Below are 20210 nucleotides of genomic sequence, written 5' to 3'. Positions count from 1 at the left end.
CGCCCACAGATGCTGTGGATAAGAAAAATATCCCCTCGCCCGCTTTGCGGGAGAGGGGACGAGCGAAGCGAGTTGGGTGAGGGGACTTACGCGCGGGAGCGCGGAAAAAGTGTGCAGAAACAAACAAGTCTTTATGTCGCGCAGACGCGCTCACCCCTCACCCGCTCGCTTACGCTCGCCGCCCTCTCCCACAAGGGGCGAGGGCTTATCCGAGCAACGGACGCCGGCGCCCTGCCCTGTTTGCCGATATAAAACGACGACGCCTGAGGAAATGCCGGCCATATTTTGACTTTTCCCGCACTCGACCCAGAGCAGCGAATGTTCAAAAGCTCCATCGCCAAGCTGATCCTGTTTTTTCAATGGGCCTCCATTTCAGCTCTCCTGGCGGCCGCTCTCTATGGCGCCGCCGTCGAGTGGCGGGCCTACCGGGAAGCCAGCCGCATCCTGCAACTCACCGAGACCGATCGGGTTCTGTTCAACGCGGTCACCACCATCCGTTTCGAGGTGGGAACCCACGGCGTCGCGCTTCTGTCCCTGGACGACCCACGGCGGCGGATCACGGAATCGACGCATAAGGTTGATTTCGCCTATCTGAGTGCCGCAGCCGCCATGGCCAATGCCGATATTCCCGAACGCGGCAGACTGATGGCCGCCATGGATGAGGCCTATCGGAATTTGCAGCATCGGCATGTCCTCGTCGGAGAGCTGATGTCCCGCCCGCTCGATACCCGCGATATCGCCGTCATCGAGCCCTGGCGCCAAGCGATCTTCACTTTGGCGGCAAGAATCACCGACGCCTCCGTCGCCGTCGGCAATACCGTCCGCATGCTCGACACCACCGTCGCCGAACTGGTCGAGGTCCGCCGGGTCTCCTATGCCATCCGTGATCGCTACGGCAGACCCTGCTCGGATCTCAGGGGGGAAATTCAAAGAAATCAGCCGCTTTCCCAAAGTGCGTTCGTGATCTGGCGTCAGGATGTCGACGCCTATCTCACGCAATGGCGCACCCTGGACAGTTATCTGAAAAGAAGCGGCGCCGCCCCGCAGTTGATCGCCGACGTCGCCGAAGGGCGGCAAAAGACCGCGGAAATTCAGCGAAAGATGGACGCCGTCATTCTGGGCCTCGACGGTTCGCCCAATCCGGCGATGCCCGCGGCCGATTGGTCCAACATGTGCGTTTCCGCCTATGGCGCCATCCTCAAGGTGGGCTATGACGCGCTCGACCTCGCCATCGATCATGCCCAGGAGCAGAAAACCACGGCGTTGCTGCTGTTCATCGGCGCCATGGCATTGCTGGGTATCGTCCTCTTTCTTGGCGCGGTGATCGTGCTGGCCATCCGGCACCGGCTATCCGGACCGATGGCGACGTTGGTGGCGGTGATCGGGCGGCTGTCCCACCGCGATTTCGCCGAACCGGTGCCCCCCATGCCCTTCCCCGACGAGTTGGCGGCCATGGCCGGCGCGCTGGAAAATCTGCGGATCGGCGCTCTGACGGCGGAACGGTTGCAGACACGTCTCGACGAGGCGCGCAAGGCCGAAATCGAAAAAACGAACTTGGTCAGCAAGGCGAAATCGGACTTCCTGGCCACGATGAGCCATGAGGTCCGCACGCCGCTCAACGGCGTGCTCGGGATGGTCCAACTGCTCCGCCAAAGCCCGCTGTCGTCCCAACAGCGGGAATGGCTGAACGCGATCGCCGATTCGGGAAATCTTCTTTTCTCGGTTCTCAACGACATTCTCGATTATTCGAAAATCGAAGCCGGACAGCTCCATCTGGAAAGCGTGGCCTTCTGCCCGCAAGAGGTGGTCGATACCGTATGCGCGACGATGGCGCCGCAGGCCGCCATGAAACGGGTCGCCTTCGATAAGACGCTGCCGGCGCGTCTTCCCGCATTGCTGCGCGGAGATCCGGCGAAACTCAGCCAAATCCTGCTCAATCTGATCGGCAACGCGGTGAAGTTCACCCCTTCGGGACGGGTCGCCTTGCATGTTCGGCTTTTCACGCCGGAGCCGGAACCCGGCCCCCCCCGGACCCAAAGGATCGGTCTGGAATTCGAAGTAAGCGACACGGGCATCGGCATCGCGCCGGAGGCCATTCCCCATCTGTTCGAAGCGTTCTCCCAGAGCGATTCGTCGATTACCCGCAGGTTCGGCGGGACCGGATTGGGACTGGCCATCTGCAAGCGCTTCATCGAGGCCATGGAGGGAAACATTTCGGTGGTCAGCGCTCCCGGCCTGGGCAGCGCGTTCACCATCAGGCTGCCCTTCGCCCGGACGCGGCGACCGCGGATGAAAAGCCCCAAGACCTTGGCCGGAACGGCTCGCCTGGCTATCCTGATCGCCGAGGACAATGAGGTGAACGCCATGGTCGCCAGGGCCATGCTCGAACGGATGGGGCATTCCGTCGCCGTTGCGCAGGACGGCCTCGGCGCGGTCGCGCTGGCCTCCGAACGGGATTTCGATCTGATCATGATGGATCTGGCGATGCCCAATCTCGACGGCCTTTCGGCAACCCGCCAGATCCGCGCCCTTCCCCACCCGACACGCCGTCACGTCCCGATCATCGCCCTGACGGCCAACGCATCACAATCGGGAACCGCCGAATGCTTTGCCGCCGGGATGACCGGTTTCCTCGGCAAACCATTCCGACAGGAGGAGTTGGACCGCGCCGTCGCCGACGCCATGCGCACCGATCGGACGACCAGCCTATTTTCGCCTCCCGCCCAAAGCGGCGCCATCACGCTGTTGACGGAACGAGCCGATGATCTCGGCATCGAACGCGCCGGCAAAATCGTCGCGATCTTCCGGGATACGACGCCACCTCTCGTTGACGAAATGCGGGCGGCGATGACGGCACGAAATCCGGACGGCGTGGAATCCTGCGCTCATCGCCTCAAAAGCGCGGCGGCCAATGTCGGCCTTGATGACCTGGTTGCGCTCGCCGCCGCCACCGAAAAAGCGGCGGCGCTCGGTGATGCCGAAAAAATGGCGCGCCTCGCCCAACAAATCGTCGCCCGGACGACGGGCGACATCGCCGCCCTCTCCGCCATTTGGGAATCGATCGTCAAGAGGACGAATCAACCCGCTCGGCAAAAACGTAGCCGACCCCGTGTTCGGTCACGATGAACCGCGGAACCGTCGGATCGACCTCGATCTTGCGGCGCAACCTGGCCACCAGCACATCAATGGTGCGGTCGTTGGGATCCCAGTTGCGATGGCTGATTTCGTCGAGCAGGCTGTCGCGCGACATCACCCGGCCCGGCTGGCGCAGCAGCGCCGCGAGAAGTTCGAACTCCCCCCGTGTCAAACGGACATCCTCGCCACCCGGCGCGGTCAGGCGGCGGCGGTCCGGTTCGAATCGCCAGCCGGCGAAACGGATCACCTGTTCGCCCTTTCCCGCTTGCGCCGTCGCCACCGCCAGGCGGCGCAGCACGGTTCTGGCGCGGGCCAGCAACTCGCGCGGCGAGAATGGCTTGGTGACGTAGTCGTCCGCCCCCAGTTCCAACCCCAGGACACGGTCGACCTCCTCGGTCCGGCCGGTAACCAGGATGACGGCAAGATCGGAATGCTGGCGCAGTTCGCGCATGATGGTCAGGCCATCCTCGCCCTGCAACCGGATATCGAGCAACAGCAGGTCCACCGTCTCGCGCGCCAGAATGGCCTTGAGACCAGCGTAGCTCTCGGCATCACTGACCTTGAAACCTTCCTGTTCGAAATAGCCGACGATCGACTCCCGCGCCACCGGATCATCGTCGACCACCACTACATGTTGCCTCGCCGCCATAAACTGCCCTTTTACGCCGGGCTGTGCCGTTGTCGGCCCGTTAACAAAACTCTACACCATAGCCGAACGCCATGCCTCATTCGCCCGTGACCGGGACGAAGAGGGGGTTCGAGGTTCCTTGCGCCGGTAACGCCACCGACCGGACATTTAGCGGAAGGCCGCGATCATTGCAAATGCACACGCCCCTTCGCATATGGATATGGGGTGACCGACCGGGGCCATGGCTTGACCGGCGACAGCGGAAACGAGACGGCCTCCGAAGAAATCCCCGCCACCCAAAAGCCGAAACATCCGTCGATAACGCGGATCTTGGCTTGACAAGCTTGAGCGGGATGTGATTTTCGCAGCTCCTGCTATTTTCATATGGGGTCGATCGTGCGGGAGAGACCACCCCCTCGCGCCTGCATCGGGATTTTTTCATGACCGTTATCAAGACCAGGACGAATTCGCCGGCCCGGATACTCTTTGCGAGTCTGATCGGGACAACCATCGAATTTTTTGACTTTTATATCTATGCGACCGCTTCTGTAATTATTTTCCCGAAGCTGTTCTTTCCGACGTCCGACGCCACTTCGGCTGTATTGCAGTCCTTCGCCACCTTTTCCATCGCCTTCTTCGCCAGGCCCTTCGGCGCGGCGGTATTCGGCCATTTCGGCGATCGCATCGGCCGCAAGGCGACGCTGGTCGCCGCCCTGATGACCATGGGACTGTCGACGATCGCCATCGGCCTGCTGCCCACCTATGCCGATGTCGGCGTCCTCGCGCCGCTGCTGCTGGCCCTGTGCCGCCTGGGCCAGGGCCTCGGATTGGGGGGCGAATGGGGTGGCGCGGTGCTGCTCGCCACCGAGAACGCTCCGGCCGGGAAACGGGCGTGGTACGGCATGTTCCCGCAACTGGGGGCGCCGGTCGGCTTCATTCTGTCCAATGGCAGCTTCATTCTGCTGTCGACGACCCTGGGCGATGGATCGTTCTTCGCCTGGGGATGGCGCGTTCCCTTCATCGCCTCGGCGATCCTGGTCTTCGTGGGCCTGTGGGTCCGGCTGCGCCTGACCGAGACGCCGGATTTCCTCAAAGCCATGGAAAAGCAGGACCGCGTCCGCGTGCCGATCGCCCGGGTCTTCGCCGAACAGAAACGCCTGCTTCTGTTCGGTACCGTGGGCGCCATCGCCACTTTCGTGCTGTTCTACATCATGACCGTCTTCGCCCTGAATTGGGGCACCACGGCTCTCGGCTACACAAAGGCGACCTTCCTGCCGCTGCAGTTGATCGGCGTCACCTTCTTCGGCCTGATGATTCCCGTCTCGGCCCTCGTCGCCGACCGCGTCGGCTATGGCCGCACGCTGATATGGACGACGGTGGCGATGGTCGTTTTCGGCTTTGTCCTGGCCCCCATCTTCGGATCGGGCAGCGTCTTCGGCGTGCTCGCCTTCCTGATCATCGGCTTCTCGCTGATGGGCTTCACCTACGGTCCGCTGGGCACGGCGCTCGCCGAGCCCTTTCCGGTCATGGTCCGCTACACCGGCGCCTCCCTCACCTTCAATCTGGCCGGCATTTTCGGGGCCTCCCTCGCCCCCTATATCGCCACCACCCTGGCGACCGGTTATGGACTGTCGGCGGTCGGCTACTATCTGGCCGGGGCCTCGGTCCTGACGCTGGTGGCGTTGCTGCTGCTCGACCGCAGCACGATGGTCGGCGCCCTACTGCCCGACGAATCGGCGTAATCCTCGCGATAACACCGCCCTCCGCCCGAGGAGGGCGGTGAAAGTCCCAAACGTCAGAATCGGATATGGGGAGCTTGGTCGGGGCGAGAGGATTCGAACCTCCGGCTTCTAGCTCCCAAAGCTAGCGCTCTACCAGGCTGAGCTACGCCCCGGAAGAGGCTTTTCTATGGGGTCTGGAGGAAAAGCGCAAACGGTTTTTCCGCTGTGCGGGACCGGGAAACCAATGCGGGCGCGCGACCGCGAGGCCCGCCGATGCCGGCGACGGTGATGGAAGGGATACACGTTTTATTCGATCTTTCACGATTATTTTTCTCGCCTTGCCGACGAAACGGGCGATGATCTGCCCCGTGATGCCAATCCTCAACGAGGCTTAGGAAAAAGATGACAAACAGCGATTTCGTCTCCCTGACCGCCGGCACGTCCCGACTGACGCTCTGGCCGGAAACGGGAGGGGCGATCGTTGATTGGCAACATGACGGCATTTCCCTTTTTCGCAACATCCCGGACGAGGCCCTGGCCGCGCACAGCGCACGCCGGCTCGGCTGTTTTCCGCTCATCCCCTATTCCAACCGCATCGCCCGCGCCAGCCTCACTTTCGGGGAGGAAACCTACGCGCTGCGCCCGGATCTCAACGGCGAACCCCACAGTATCCATGGCAACGGCTGGTATACCCCCTGGATCGTCACGGAACGGACGGACAAGCGGCTGGTTCTGACCCTCGACCACCAGGCCCGGGGCGACGGCGTGGCCGACTGGCCGTTCTCCTACGTCGCCACGCAAACATTCTCCCTGGGCGAAAGCGGACTGGATATCGCGCTCCGCATCGAGAACCGCGACGGCAAGGCCATGCCGGCCGGCTTCGGCCTGCACCCCTATTTCCGGCGAACACCGAAGGCGCAAATGATGTTCCAGGCCGCCAGTGTATGGCTCAATGGCGCGGACAAACTGCCTCGCGGACAGCAACCCGTGCCATCCGCCTGGTCCTTTGCGACGCTCAGGTCCCCCGCCGAAGCCGAACTGGATCATTGCTTCGCCGGCTGGAACGGCACCGCGCGCATCGTCTGGCCGGAGGACGCTTTGGGGCTTACCATCGAGGCCTCCGCCGAATTCTCCCATCTGGTCGTCTATACGCCGGCCGAACGCGACTTCTTTTGCGTCGAACCGGTCAGCCATATGAACGACGCCATGAATCGCATGGACGTGGATGGCCATGGCGTCGCCGTCCTGGCTCCCGGCCAAGCCCTGGAAGGCGGCGTCCGCTTCCGCCTGGATCGTTTGGCATGAGCTTTTCCTGCCTTGTCGACGCCAAGGCCGAACTGGGGGAATGCCCGGTCTGGTCGGTGCGCGAGCAGGCCCTCTACTGGGTAAACATCAAAGGCCAGGCCATTCATCGCTACGATCCCGGCACCGGACAAACCGCCGTGATGCCGGTCGCCGAACAGATCGGCTGTATCGGATTGGCCGAGTCCGGCGGATTCGTCGCCGGAATGCGGAGCGGGCTATGGCGCCTCGACGCCCACGGAAAGACGCTGACGAAGCTTGCCGACAACCCCGAGGACTGGACGAGCAGCCGCTTCAACGACGGACGCTGCGACCGGGCGGGACGCTTCTGGGCGGGAACCCTTGACGAACCGAAAGCGGGCCGCAACGCCCATCTCTACCGCTATGACGCCCGGGGATTGAAAGCCATGGGGGGCGATCTGCTGACGTCGAACGGCCTGGCCTTCAGCCCCGACGATCGCTGGCTCTACCATGCGGATACCCCGGCCTTCACCATTTACCGGTATGCCTTTGATCGCGTCTCCGGCACACTGGGCCCTCGCGAACCCTGGATTCGCCTGCCATCCCAGGCGGCCGACCGCGCCCGACCGGACGGAGCCGCGGTGGATGCCGCCGGCCGCTACTGGACGGCGCTGTACGAGGGGGGGCGCATTCAATGCTATAGTCCGGATGCGGAGCTTCTTGCCGAATATTCGCTGCCGGCCCGCTGCCCCACCATGATCGCCTTCGGCGGGCCCCGCCTGACCACTCTTTTCGTCACCACGGCACGCGCCGGCCGCAGCCCGGAGGAATTGGCCGTATTTCCCGAAAGCGGCGGGTTGTTCGCCATGGAGATCGAGACGCCGGGCCTGCCCGAGCCATTATTCGCCGATTGAAAATACCGGATCGCCGGATCGCCGGGACGGCTTACGAACGAACAGCGCGAAATATGCATCGGAACACGGAAACCATCAATTGCGGGTAGCAATACCGTTCAGAGAGCTGATCCAATATAGATATAATACGGTCACCATCACCGCCTAATACACCGCGTATATGACAAGAATCCCCGGGTATTCTTTTATAGGATATTCACATTTCTAGTACGATTGGTTAATATCCCATGCACTCTTACGGATAGGCTGTGGACGAAACGTCCGCGCGAGGGCCGCATGGCGGTTTTAATTGGCCGGCAAGGCCAGAGTGGATAGTCGTCGTCCCGGGGAGGGCGGCAAAAGCTCAAGGGGGAATTATATTTTGGCACGCATATCGTCATCGTCGATCCAAGTGGGCGACAGCTTCGTCAAGACCGGCGAGGTTCGAAAGAGCATCTGGGTCGTGACCAGATCATGGACGCATGTCGATGGATTGCTGCATGTGCAACTGGCCAAGCAATCCAGGGAAAGCGAAGTCATCACCGTTTCGGCCATGACTCTGGCGGACGGAGCCTATTTCCGCCCCATCTCCATGCCCCGCTGACCGCATCACCCACCCCCCTCCGATACGTCATCCTGTCAATCGCTTGAAGCCGATTGACAGGACCGTCGATTGTTCGAAATATCTGACTTCGCGCGGGACAGAACCCTTCGTTGGCGTTCGCCCGCCCGCGCGTCTTTTTAAGTCCTCCTGATCGGGGTCGGTGATGCGCGCATTCCTCATCAAGTTACTGGCTGTCGCCTCGGTGGCGATCGTTCTTTCCTCGGCGGCCTCGGCGGAAGAGGAAAAGGTTCTCAACGTCTACAACTGGTCGGATTACATCGCTCCCGACACGTTGGAGAAATTCACCGCCGAAACCGGCATCAAGGTGAATTATGACGTCTATGACAGCAACGAAACCCTCTCGGCGAAACTGCAAGCCGGAAAATCGGGCTATGATGTGGTGTTTCCCTCGGCCTCGCCCTTCCTGGCGCAGCAGATCAAAGCCGGCATCTATCAGAAGCTCGACCGGAGCAAACTGAAGACGTACAGCGGCATCGACCCGGCCGTGCTGAAGACCTTGAGCGGATCCGACCCGGAAAACCAGTTCGCGGTTCCCTACATGATCGCCGCCACCGGAATCGGCTATAACATCGACAAGGTGAAGAAGCTGTTGCCCAACACCCCGCTCGATGGCTGGTCGTTGCTCTTCGACCCGGCGGTGGTGTCCAAACTGAAGGGGTGCGGCTTCAGTTTCCTCGACACCCCGACCGAAGTCTTCGCCGCGGCGCTGACCTACCTCGGCAAGAGCGGCGCCAGCCAATCGGAAGATGATCTGAAGGCCGCCGCCGCCGCGGTCACCGCCGTCCGGCCATCGGTCAAATATTTCCATTCGTCCAAATACATCAATGACCTGGCCAATGGCGACACCTGTCTGGCGCAAGGCTATGTGGGTGATCTGGTGCAGGCGCGCAGCCGTGCCGACGAAGCCGGAAAAGGCGTTCACCTGGGCATCATCATTCCCAAGGAAGGGGCGGTGGTGAATATCGACTCCGCCGCGATTCCCGCCGACGCCCCCCATCCCGACAACGCCTATAAATTCATCGATTTTCTGATGCGCCCCGAGATCATCGCGGCGATCAGCAACACCACCGGCTACGCCAACGCGGTGACGGCCTCCAAGCCCTTGCTGAAAAAGGAATTGCTGAGTGATCCGGCGATCTATCCGCCGGCCGAGGTCCTCGCCAAGGAGTTCCAGGTCCCTCCCGCCCAGCAGGCTTACGAGCGTGAGCGCACCAGGACCTGGACCAGGGTCAAGACCGGCAAATAAGGCCGGACGATGGTAATGGCACGTTTTATGGTAAACGAAACGTGCCATGAGAGTCCGAGCACCGCGCCCCGACCGGGAAATCCGGTCGGGGCGCCTTTCTGAATAAGGAATCTCCAGCCTTGGCACCACCATCCGTCAAGCAGCATGTCTTCGCGCCCTGGAACGACCCCGATGCCAAACCGCTGATTCGCATCGAAGGCGTATCCAAAAGTTTTGGCGACTTCTCGGCCGTCAACAAGGTCGACCTGGACATCTATCCCGGAGAGTTCTTCTCGCTTCTGGGGGCCTCGGGCTGCGGCAAGACCACATTGCTGCGCATGTTGGCCGGCTTCGAGATTCCCAGTGAAGGCAGCATCTCCATCGACGGCGTCGATATGACCGACATTCCTCCCTATGAACGTCCGGTCAATATGATGTTCCAGTCCTACGCCCTGTTTCCCCACATGACGGTGGAGCAGAACGTCGCCTTCGGCCTCAAGCAGGACCGCATGCCGAAAGCCCGGATCGCCGAGAGGGTGAAAGCGGTGCTCGATCTGGTCCAGATGAGCAGCCTGGCGGCCCGCAAACCGCAGCAGTTGTCCGGAGGGCAGCGCCAGCGCGTCGCCCTGGCCCGCTGTCTGGCCAAGGAGCCAAAGGTCCTGCTCCTCGACGAACCGCTGGCGGCGCTCGACAAGAAACTGCGCGAGCAGACCCAGCTGGAATTGGTCAACATCCAGGACCGGGTCGGCATCACCTTCGTGATGGTCACCCATGACCAGGAAGAGGCGATGACCATGTCGGCACGGATCGGCGTGATGAACGCCGGCTCGATCGAACAGGTGGGTACGCCGGTCGAGATCTACGAATATCCGGCCACCACCTTCGTCGCCGATTTCATCGGCACGGCCAACATGTTCGATGGCGTCGTAGCACTCGACGAGCAGAGCCACACCGTCGTCGATTGCCAGGAGCTCGACGCCAGGCTGGTGGTCGGACATTCCAGCGGCGTCGCCGTCGGCGCGCCGGTCACCGTCATGGTTCGCCCGGAAAAAATGATGGTCCAGCGCGAGCCCCCCGAAGAAAGGGTGAACTGCGCCCATGGCGTCGTCAGCGACATCGCCTATCTGGGCGACATCTCGATCTATCACGTGCGCCTGGCCTCGGGCCGCAAAGTCCAGGTGGCGCTGACCAATCTGCGCCATACCAGCGAACAGCGACTGACCTGGGATGACGAGGTCTATCTGACATGGCACCCGGCCAATTCGCTGGTTCTGGTCCAATGACCAACGGCCTGCCGCTGCGCCCTCCTCATCCGCAGGCACCGAAAATGCGCGCGTCCGGCGGCTTGCGAGCTTTTTCGCGACGGTGGGGCCGTGCCCTGGTCGGACTGCCGCCCTACGCCTGGCTGGCATTGTTCTTCCTGATCCCCTTCCTGATCGTCCTCAAGATCAGCTTCTCCGAGACACAAGCCGCCGTTCCCCCTTACCAGCCGCTGATCGGTTGGGCGGAAGACGCCGTTTTGCAGATCAGACTCAACCTCGGCAACTATCGCTATCTGTTCGAAGACGAGCTTTATTTCGACGCCTATCTGAATTCGCTGAAGATCGCCGGCTTGTCGACCCTGTGTTGCCTGCTGATCGGCTATCCGATGGCCTACGCCATCGCCCGCGCTCCCAGGACGATCCGCACGCCCCTGCTGATGCTGGTCGTGCTGCCGTTCTGGACGTCCTTCCTGATCCGCGTCTACGCCTGGATGGGCATCTTGAAGAACGAAGGTCTGCTGAACGCCTTCCTGCTCTGGACCGGCCTGATCGATCAGCCGTTGCAAATGCTGGAAACCGATTTCGCCGTCTATGTCGGCATCGTCTATTCCTACCTTCCGTTCATGGTGTTGCCGCTTTACGCCACCTTGGAAAAGATGGACCTGTCCCTGCTGGAGGCGGCGGCGGATCTCGGCTGCCGACCCTTCCGCGCCTTCCGGTCGGTGACCCTGCCGCTTTCCATTCCCGGCATGATCGCCGGTTCCATGCTGGTGTTCATTCCGGCGGTGGGTGAGTTCGTCATCCCCGATCTTCTGGGCGGCCCGGACACGCTGATGATCGGCAGGGTCTTGTGGTCGGAATTCTTCGACAACCGCGACTGGCCGGTCGCCTCGGCGGTGGCGGTGGCCATGCTGGTGCTGCTGGTGGCGCCGATCATGATCTTCCAGCACACCCAGAACAAAAGCGGCGAAACGTCATGAAAAACCGCGCCATCGCCCTCTATTCGGCGCTCGGTTTCGGCTATGCCTTCCTCTATCTGCCGATCGTTCTCCTGGTGATCTATTCCTTCAACGCCTCGCGGCTGGTCACGGTCTGGGGCGGCGTTTCGACGAAATGGTACGGCGAACTGCTGGCCGACGAGAAGATCCTCGACGCCGCCTGGCTGAGCCTCAAGGTGGCCGTCCTGAACGCCACCATCTCGACCTTCCTGGGCACGTTGGCCGCCGTCGTGCTGGTGCGGTTTCGGCGCTTCGCCGGGCGAACCCTGTTCACCGGCATGATCACGGCGCCGCTGGTCATGCCCGAAATCATCACCGGGCTGGCCATGCTTCTGCTGTTCGTCGCCATGGAACAGACCTTCGGTTGGCCGGCGGGCCGCTCGATGACCACCATCGTCATCGCCCATGTCACCTTCAGCCTGTCCTTCGTTACCGTCGTCGTCCAATCGCGACTGGCCCAGATGGACGTTTCGCTGGAAGAGGCCGCGATGGATCTGGGAGCCCGTCCTGTCAAAGTCTTCCTGGTGATCACCTTGCCGATCATCGCCCCGGCCCTGCTGGCCGGATGGCTGCTCTCCTTTACCCTGTCCATCGATGACGTGGTGATTTCCTCATTCGTCACCGGTCCCGGTTCGACGACACTGCCGATCGTCATCTTCTCGAAGGTCCGCCTGGGGGTAAGCCCGGAGATCAACGCCCTGGCCAGCATCGTGGTGGCCATCGTCTCCATCGGCATCCTCATTTTCGGCATCATCGTGCAGCGCCAGGAGGCCGAGCGCGTTCGATCGCTGAAAACGGCAAGCGATCGGGGATAACCTCACGGAAAGATAGAGAGGCGACGGAATCAGTCTTTGCTCCGTGAACAGGCATCCAGAAGATAGGCGATGGACTGAAAGCTTGCGCCGCTATGCTGTTCCAGTCCGATCTCGCAGGTTCGGCTCGACGAGCAGCCGACGAAATCCGGCGGCGCCCCATCCGTCAGATGACGCAGGGCGTGGTCGTTCAGTTCCGGCCGAAAGAAGCCTTTGTCGCCGGCGAAGCCGCAGCAGGTGACCTCCTCCGGCACCGAGACCCGCGAACTGCAGGCTTCGGCCAGCCGGCGCAGCTTGTCCTGTCCCCCCATTCGCTTCACGCTGCAAGGGAGATGCAGCAACACCGGGCGATCCTGACGGTCCACCGTCAAACGGGGCAGAACCTCGTCATGAAGGAACTCCGGCAAATCGTGAAGCGTGGCCCGCCCCTCGAGAATCCCCTTCATGCGCAGGCTGCAGGGACTGGCATCCATGACCACGCTCAGACGTCCGTTCTCGCTGGCCGCAAGGATGGCCAAGGCCATTTCCTCTCCCTTGCGTCCGGCTTCCTCCTCCAGGCCCTTGCTTTCGAAGGAAAGGCCGCAGCAAAGCGCGTCGAGCCCCTCAGGCACCACGACATCGAATCCCGCCTTGTCCAGCAGGCCGATCACCACATCGGGCAAGAACCGTCCGTCGCCGCCCCGATCCGACGGCCCCATGGTCCGGCTGGGACAAGCGCTCACATAGACCACGCGCTCCCGCCCTCCACGTGACAGCGGGCGCGGGGAGCCCGACCCGGCGTTGGGCATGGCGGCCAAGGCCACCGGACTACCGGGACCGGCGAGACGGCGGAGGGCATGGCTCAGATCTTCAATGACTTTTGCGCCCAGCGCCCGACGCGACGCGCGGGCGGTCAGCAAACCGCCCCGCAAGGCCCGCGTCACCAATCCGAAATGCCGCCCCGCGCGGCCCGCCAGCCAGCGGGTGGCCGCGCCGTGACGTCTTCCCCGCAAGGCCTTGGTAAGAACCGCCGTGTTGATACCCACCGGGCAGACCATGGAACACAACCCGCAGGCGGCGCAGGTATCGATGCCGTGGTAATCATAAAGGCGGCGGATTTCATCGGCGTTTTCGCCCGCCCTCTCGCGGCGGGTGATCTCCCGCCAGCCAACGATCCGATGGCGCGGCGTCAGGGTCAGGCCGGCGGATGGGCAGAGCCGTTCGCATAGACCGCATTCGATACATTTGTCGATGGCGGGAAAGGCCGGCGGCAAGGGTTTCAAATCGTGGATATGCGCCTGGCGGTCATCGGAAAGAATGACACCGGGATTGAGCAGTCCGGAGGGATCGAACAGAGACTTGATTTCACGGATCAAGGCGAAAGCCTGAGCGCCCCATTCGATTTCGACGAACGGCGCCATGGCGCGGCCGGTTCCATGCTCGGCCTTCAGTGACCCGTCGTAACGACCGGCCACCACCTCGGCGATACCGTCCATCAGGCGGCCGTAGCGCTCGACCTCGGAGGCCTTGTTGAAATCCTGCGTAAAGATGAAATGCAGATTGCCTTCGAGGGCGTGGCCGAAGATCAGGGCGTCCTCGTAGCCGTGGGCGTTCAACACCTGGCGCAAATCATGGGCCGCTTCGGCCAGATGATCGAGCGGCACGGCGATATCCTCGGTCACCACCGTGGTGCCGCCCGGCCGCAAGGCGCCGACCGTCGGCAGCATCCCCCGGCGGATCGCCCATTGACGCTCGATCTCTTCCCTGTCGGTGGTCAGATCGGCCGGTATCGACGGCTGCGCGTCGTCGAGCACCGCCTTGACGAGGGCGAGATTGGCGGCGAGGTGCTCCGGCGTTTCGCCGCGGATTTCGATCAGCAGCGCGGAGGCGGCATCCGGCAGAGTGCGGATGTAGGGGGGCATGCCCGGCTTGCTCTCGACGGAACGCAAGGATGGCCGGTCGAGCATTTCGACCGCGGAAACCGGCGTCGCCTTCAAGGCGACGACCGTCCGGCAAGCGCTTTCCATGTCGGGAAAGACCGCCAGGCCCGACGCCCGATGGGGATGATCGGGCACGGTACGGTAGGTGATCGCGCTGATGAACCCCAGGGTTCCCTCGGAGCCGATCATCAAATGGGCCAGGATATCGATCGGATCGTCGAAGTCGATCAGGGCGTTCAGACTGTAGCCGATGGTGTTCTTGATCTTGAACTTGCGGCGAATTCGGGCGCTCAGGGCCTCGTCGCCGCTGGTGCGCCGGGCTAGATCGGTCAAGCCCGCCAAAAGGGAGGCATGGCTTTTGGCGAATGTTTGCCGGCTTGCCTCGTCTCCGGTATCGAGAACCGCGCCGTCGGCCAGAACCACCCGCAACGAATCGAGCGTCCGATAGGAATTCTGCGCCGTACCGCAACACATGCCGCTGGCGTTATTGGCCGCGATGCCGCCGATCTTGCAGGAATCGATGGAGGCGGGATCGGGACCGATCTTACGCCCGAACGGGGCCAGCCGCCGATTGGCCGACGTCCCGATCACCCCCGGCTGAAGGCGAATCCTCGTCCCGTCAGCCTCGATCGTCGAGCCGTTCCACCCCTCGCCCAGCACGGCCAGCACCGAATCGCTGACGGCCTGTCCCGACAAGCTGGTTCCGGCAGCCCGGAAGGTGATCCCCAGGCGGAAGCGATGGCACAAGGTCAGCAGGGAGCGAACCTCCTCTTCCGATTCGACCAACACCACGACCTGCGGGATCAGGCGATAGAAGCTTGCATCGGTGCCCCAGGCCAGGCGCCGCAGCGGATCGGTGATGATCCTCTCCCTGGGCAATGCCTCCGCCAAACGGGTCACGAAAACGTCGAAGGGCGTGGGAAGCCCCTTCGCCAAAGAAGACGACTCTGCCATACGAACCTTTCCGGCCGGCCTCGGCCATCGAGACGCCGGACTCCTTTCCAGGACATGAAATGGAGGGTGTTGTTTAAACCAATCACCGCCGACACGAAAGCTCGGACAGGAATTTCCGGCGCCGTCAGGTCATTGAACCGGTTGCGGATTGGTGACGCGACGCAAGATTTCGGCGAAGGCGCCAGCCGGCATGGGACGGCCCAGATGGTAACCTTGCGCCTCGTCGCAGCCGCACGAGCGCAAACAATCCAGAACCTCCTTGCTTTCGATTCCCTCGGCGACGGTCTTCAAGCCCAGACTGCGGGCCAGGGCGACGATGGCCGTGACGATGGCGGCATCGCTGGCGCTTTGCGTGATCTCGCGGACGAAGGACTGGTCGATCTTGAGCTTGTCCACCTTGAACTGCTTAAGGTAGGCCAGACTGGAATAACCCGTCCCGAAGTCGTCGATGGAAAAAATGACGCCCAGGGATTTCAGCCGCTCCACCGTCTTCATGACGGTGGAAGAATCTTTCACCAGCGCCGACTCGGTCATTTCCAACTCGAGACAGCTGGGGTCGAGTTTCGATTGACGAAGCGCCCTGGTCACCACCTCCAGCAGGTCGCCTCTTTTGAACTGCACGGCGGAAAGATTGACGGCAATGGTGATCCTGGGCAGCCCCTCGGCCTGCCAGGCGGCGCATTGCCGGCAGGCTTCGCCCAGCACCCATTCGCCGATCGGCACGATCAGGCCGCTGTCCTCGGCGATAGAGATGAAGCGCCCGGGCGCCAGCAGGCCCAACTCGGGATGATTCCAGCGGATCAGCGCCTCCGCGCCGATCACCCGTCCGCTGTCGACGACGATTTGCGGCTGGTAATGCAAAAGGAACTCGCCCCGTTCCAGGGCCTGACGCAAACCGGTCCGGATCCTTAAATATTCGTCGGCGTTGGCATTCATCTGTTCTGTAAAGAACCGATATGTATTGCGACCGGCATCCTTGGCGAAACGCGCCGCAGTATCCGCCTTTTTGAACAATTCGTCGAAACTTCCTCCATCTTCTGGAAATACCACCGCGCCCAGGGAGGCTGAAATAGACACCAGTTCTCCTCCGATATCGAACGGCGGGCGCAATTGTTCGAGAATTTTATTGGCCACAGAGGAAACATCGTCGACGTCACCGACATTCGGCATAAGGATGATGAACTCGTCACCGCTTTGCCTGACCACCAGATCGCTGTCGCGAACGCAATCGATCAGCCGATCGGCCACCGCTTTCAAAAGGAGATCGCCGCCGGCATGTCCCAACGAATCGTTGACGCGCTTGAAATTATCCAGATCGAAAAACAGCATCGCCGCCCGGCTGCCCGCCCGTTCCGCCTGGATGATGATCTGGTCGAACAGCAGTTTTCCCAGAATCCGGTTGGGCAAGTCGGTCAGGGCGTCGTGATGCGCCAGGAACTCCACCTGGGCTTCGGCCGCCTTGCGGTCGGTCACATCGTTGGTGATGATGACCGCGCCGGTGATCCGCCGGCCATCGAAGACGGGCGCCGTCCGGGTGCTGTACCAGCGCCGCTCGTCGTTCAGCCCCATGAATTCACAACGTCCGGGCTGGCCGGTTGAAAAGACCTCGCCCAGGGTTCTCTCGACCCGCTCGCGATGTTCCTCGCAGACCCATTCGATAACGGTGCCGCCGATCACCTCGTCCCGCTCCTTTCCCGAGATGCCCCGGTTGGCATAGGTGACGATACCCTTGGCGTCGATCATCCAGATGAGACTGGGCGCGTTTTCGGTAATGACCATCAGATGCCGCTCGCTGGCGTGGAGCTTCTCCTCGGCGCTCTGACGTGCCATGCCGTTTTCCCTGAACACCGCAACGGCACGCGCGATCGCGCCGATCTCGTCACCCCGCCCCCGGAACGGCACCTCGACGTCGAAATCACGCCGAGACAGGCGTTCCATCACGCCGGTCAGCTTCAACAGAGGGCGCGAGACGCTGCGCGCGATCAAAAAGATCGCGCCGGCGGATGCCAGGACGACGATGATGGGGATCAGGGACAGATGCAGCAATTCGGTGGCGAATTCCGCATCGAGATCATCGATATAGACCCCCGTGCCGATCACCCAGCGCCATGGCTCGAAAGAAAGCGCCACCCCGACCTTGTCGATCGCCAGTTCCGTGCCGGTACGGGGGAACCGATAAAAGACGGGCGAGCCTCCGTTCCGGCCGCCGTCGATCAGTTCCTTGATGAAAAAAACGCCGTTGGCATCCTGCAGATCGATGAAATTTCGTCCCTCGCGGTCCGGCAGGTAGGGCAACAAAATGTTGGTCCCGGTTTCATCATAGATGAAAAAATATCCATTCCCCTGGTAACGCAAGTCACGAAGCCTGGCGACGGCCCTCGCCTTGGCCTCAGCCTCGTCGAATTCTCCATTCAGCGCACGCTGCCGGTAAGAGGCGACGATGCCTCTGCCGACATCGGCAAGACCACGGACTTTTTCAATCCGCTCGTCCAGCATCTGGCTGCGCAAAGTGTGCATGGCGGCGACGAGCAGGAGAACCATGCCGATGAGCCCGATGATTCCGGTCAACATCAGTCGAACCGAAATATTCAGAGTGAACGGACGCGCCCTCTTCGGCATGGTCACCCTAAAGTATCAGCGGCAAGCCTCCGATCTTCACTTCAAACAAAGCGACGACCAAAATCTCAAGCCGACCGGATGCGGGCAATGAATTGATCGACCTCACCGCCCAAGGTTTCCGATTGTTTCGATAATTCGGTGGCCGCGTCAAGTACGTGTCCCGCACCGGTCCCCGTTTCTCCCGCCGCTTCGGTAACGCCCGCAATATTGATCGAGACTTCCTGGGTTCCCGCAGCCGCCTGTTCGACATTCCGGGCGATCTCCTGGGTGGCCGCACCCTGCTCCTCGACAGCCGAGGCGATGGCCGCCGAAATCTGGTTGATTTCGCTGATCGTCGCGGAGATGGCCTGGATCGCCGAGACCGCCTCGCCGGTCGCCGATTGCACGCCGGCAATGTGCTGGGAAATGTCCTCGGTGGCCTTGGCCGTCTGATTGGCCAGGCTCTTGACTTCATTGGCCACGACCGCGAACCCTTTTCCGGCGTCGCCCGCGCGCGCCGCCTCGATGGTGGCGTTCAAGGCCAGAAGGTTGGTCTGACTGGCGATATCGTTGATCAGCTTCACCACGCTTCCGATCAAATCCGCCGAATTGGCCAGGCCATTGACGATCTCATTGGTTTTCGCCGCCTGGGCCACGGCGTTTCCGGAGATATTCGCCGCGGCGTTGACCTGGCGGCTGATCTCGCGGATCGAGGAAGTCAACTCCTCGGCGGCGGCCGCCACCGTCTGGACATTGCTCGTCGCCTCCTCGGAAGCGGCGGCAACGGCCGTGGCTTGCTGGCTGGCGTGTTCCGCCACCGAAGACAAGGAGCGCGCGGTCCCTTGCATTTCCGTGGCCGCGGAGGCCACGGTCTCGACCACGGCCTTGACGCTGGCCTCGAAATGGTCGGCCAACTCGCCCATCATCCGGCGCTTTTCGACTTCCGCCGTCTCTTTCGCCCGTTCCTGGGATTGACGCAGATCGGCCGCTTCGCGGGCGCCATCGCGCAGGACGGCGACCGAGCGCCCCAAAATTCCGATCTCGTCGCCCCGCCCGGTATCGCTGACCTCGACGGAGAAATCCTCATGGGCCAGACGCTCGGTAACCGACGCCAGACGGCGCAAAGGCAAGGCGATATTGCGGGCCAGGAACCAGCCTCCGATCACCAGGATCAGGGTGATCGGCCCGATGATTCCGGCGTATTTCACCGCCGCCCTGGAGAATTCGGTATTGACGTCGTCGATATAGATGCCGGTTCCGATCGCCCAGCCCCAGGGTTCGAAATAGAGAGTGGTTGCAATCTTGTCCACCGGCTTGTCCGAACCGGCGCGGGGAAACTGGTAAAACACCGGACGGCCGTTATTGCGCCCCGCCTCGAGCAATTCGCGAATGAAGAAAACACCGTTCTCGTCCTTGAGATCGATGAAGTTCTTCCCCTCGCGCTCCGGTTTCGGCGGCAACAGCACGGTGGTTCCGTCCATGGTGTAGATGAAGTAATATTCGACGCCACTGTACCTGAGACCGCGCAGTACTTTTTTCGCCATCTCACGCGCCGTCGCCTGGTCGAACTCGCCGGCTTGGGCGCGTTCGTAAAACCCCTTGGCCACGTCGCGGGCCACCTCGGACAGGTTGCGAACCTTGTCCTCCCGGTCCTCGATCATCGTCTGGCGCATGAAGGACAGGGCGAAAGCCGCCAACACGACGAAACCGACGACACCTCCCAACACCAATGAAATCAGTTTCGCCGAGATTTTCATACGATTCAGCATGCTTTCCTCCCCATTGCGCCCGTTTCTTAATATTTTAGAAAACATTAACAACCAAAAGCGCAACTAGTTCCTTTGTTTCTCAATCTATAGTTGTTAAGTCTTCTCCAAAATATAATGGAGCCCACTTCTAATAGTACCATACTATGGTAAATTAAATTGACCATAAGTGTAAACAGGATAAGCCTTTCGTCCATGGGAAAACGCCAGCAATTCCGGCGTTCTGCGGCTCATCCCTCACCCTCGAATGCCTCGTTCCCATCCAGGCGATTCTCAATCGAAGGATAGGCGGCAATTCTCAATTTTTCTTAATGTTCCGCCCAGCTTCCGACGAGGCGGCTGCTGGCATCTTGCTGGACAGGTTTCCAAGGCCCGAGCCCTTATCGCCGACAAGGCCGGCCTTTCCTCTTC

At 61.7% G+C, this 20210-nt stretch carries 13 protein-coding genes and 1 tRNA gene; 9 read left to right on the top strand and 5 right to left on the bottom strand.

What is annotated here, in order from left to right:
• The first annotated feature begins 318 nt into the window (after positions 1-318).
• Positions 319-3126, top strand: coding sequence for an ATP-binding protein (locus tag CWS72_RS01790; protein WP_101248823.1), 2808 nt, complete (start codon positions 319-321; stop codon positions 3124-3126).
• On the opposite strand, the gene CWS72_RS01785 is transcribed toward CWS72_RS01790, so the two are convergent.
• Positions 3065-3784, bottom strand: coding sequence for a response regulator (locus CWS72_RS01785; RefSeq protein WP_101248822.1), 720 nt, complete (start codon positions 3782-3784; stop codon positions 3065-3067). The two genes, CWS72_RS01790 and CWS72_RS01785, sit on opposite strands and share 62 nt — an antisense overlap.
• A 419-nt stretch (positions 3785-4203) precedes the next feature.
• Here CWS72_RS01785 and CWS72_RS01780 point away from each other — a divergent pair, with 419 nt between their 5' ends.
• The gene (locus CWS72_RS01780) at positions 4204-5505 is read left to right on the top strand and encodes an MFS transporter (protein WP_101248821.1); all 1302 of its coding nucleotides are present in this window, start codon (positions 4204-4206) and stop codon (positions 5503-5505) included.
• Positions 5506-5580: 75 nt separating this feature from the next.
• On the opposite strand, the gene CWS72_RS01775 is transcribed toward CWS72_RS01780, so the two are convergent.
• Positions 5581-5657 (bottom strand) — tRNA-Pro (locus tag CWS72_RS01775).
• A 229-nt stretch (positions 5658-5886) separates the two neighbouring features.
• Here CWS72_RS01775 and CWS72_RS01770 point away from each other — a divergent pair.
• The 7 genes from CWS72_RS01770 (at position 5887) to CWS72_RS01740 (ending at position 12565) form a co-directional block, all read left to right on the top strand.
• Complete coding sequence (locus CWS72_RS01770) at positions 5887-6789, top strand: aldose 1-epimerase (RefSeq protein WP_101248820.1); 903 nt, start codon at positions 5887-5889, stop codon at positions 6787-6789.
• Complete coding sequence (locus tag CWS72_RS01765) at positions 6786-7661, top strand: SMP-30/gluconolactonase/LRE family protein (RefSeq protein WP_101248819.1); 876 nt, start codon at positions 6786-6788, stop codon at positions 7659-7661. The genes CWS72_RS01770 and CWS72_RS01765 overlap by 4 nt, the downstream gene beginning before the upstream one ends.
• A 361-nt stretch (positions 7662-8022) precedes the next feature.
• Positions 8023-8244, top strand: a complete 222-nt coding sequence (locus CWS72_RS01760) for a hypothetical protein (protein WP_146002591.1) — start codon at positions 8023-8025, stop codon at positions 8242-8244.
• A 163-nt stretch (positions 8245-8407) separates the two neighbouring features.
• Positions 8408-9511 carry a polyamine ABC transporter substrate-binding protein gene (locus CWS72_RS01755; protein WP_101248817.1) on the top strand — a complete coding sequence of 368 codons (1104 nt, stop codon included), beginning with the start codon at positions 8408-8410 and terminating at the stop codon, positions 9509-9511.
• A gap of 119 nt (positions 9512-9630) precedes the next feature.
• On the top strand, positions 9631-10773 hold the full coding sequence (locus tag CWS72_RS01750; protein ID WP_101248816.1) for an ABC transporter ATP-binding protein: 1143 nt from the start codon (positions 9631-9633) through the stop codon (positions 10771-10773).
• 44 nt (positions 10774-10817) lie between these two features.
• On the top strand, positions 10818-11732 hold the full coding sequence (locus CWS72_RS01745) for an ABC transporter permease subunit (protein WP_101248907.1): 915 nt from the start codon (positions 10818-10820) through the stop codon (positions 11730-11732).
• Positions 11729-12565, top strand: coding sequence for an ABC transporter permease subunit (locus CWS72_RS01740; RefSeq protein WP_101248815.1), 837 nt, complete (start codon positions 11729-11731; stop codon positions 12563-12565). Before CWS72_RS01745 ends, CWS72_RS01740 begins: the two co-directional genes overlap by 4 nt.
• A gap of 29 nt (positions 12566-12594) precedes the next feature.
• On the opposite strand, the gene CWS72_RS01735 is transcribed toward CWS72_RS01740, so the two are convergent.
• From CWS72_RS01735 to CWS72_RS01725, 3 genes are all read right to left on the bottom strand, one after another.
• Positions 12595-15435 carry an FAD-binding and (Fe-S)-binding domain-containing protein gene (locus tag CWS72_RS01735; protein ID WP_101248814.1) on the bottom strand — a complete coding sequence of 947 codons (2841 nt, stop codon included), beginning with the start codon at positions 15433-15435 and terminating at the stop codon, positions 12595-12597.
• Between the two features lie 129 nt (positions 15436-15564).
• Positions 15565-18006 carry an EAL domain-containing protein gene (locus CWS72_RS01730; protein ID WP_158240466.1) on the bottom strand — a complete coding sequence of 814 codons (2442 nt, stop codon included), beginning with the start codon at positions 18004-18006 and terminating at the stop codon, positions 15565-15567.
• Positions 18007-18119: 113 nt separating this feature from the next.
• A complete protein-coding gene (locus CWS72_RS01725; RefSeq protein WP_101248812.1) occupies positions 18120-19802 on the bottom strand; it encodes a methyl-accepting chemotaxis protein in 1683 nt (560 codons plus the stop codon).
• Positions 19803-20210: the final 408 nt, after the last annotated feature.

The sequence above is a fragment of the Telmatospirillum siberiense genome (assembly GCF_002845745.1).
Taxonomy (GTDB): domain Bacteria; phylum Pseudomonadota; class Alphaproteobacteria; order Rhodospirillales; family Magnetospirillaceae; genus Telmatospirillum; species Telmatospirillum siberiense.
This window is presented reverse-complemented; position numbering and strand designations above follow the sequence as displayed.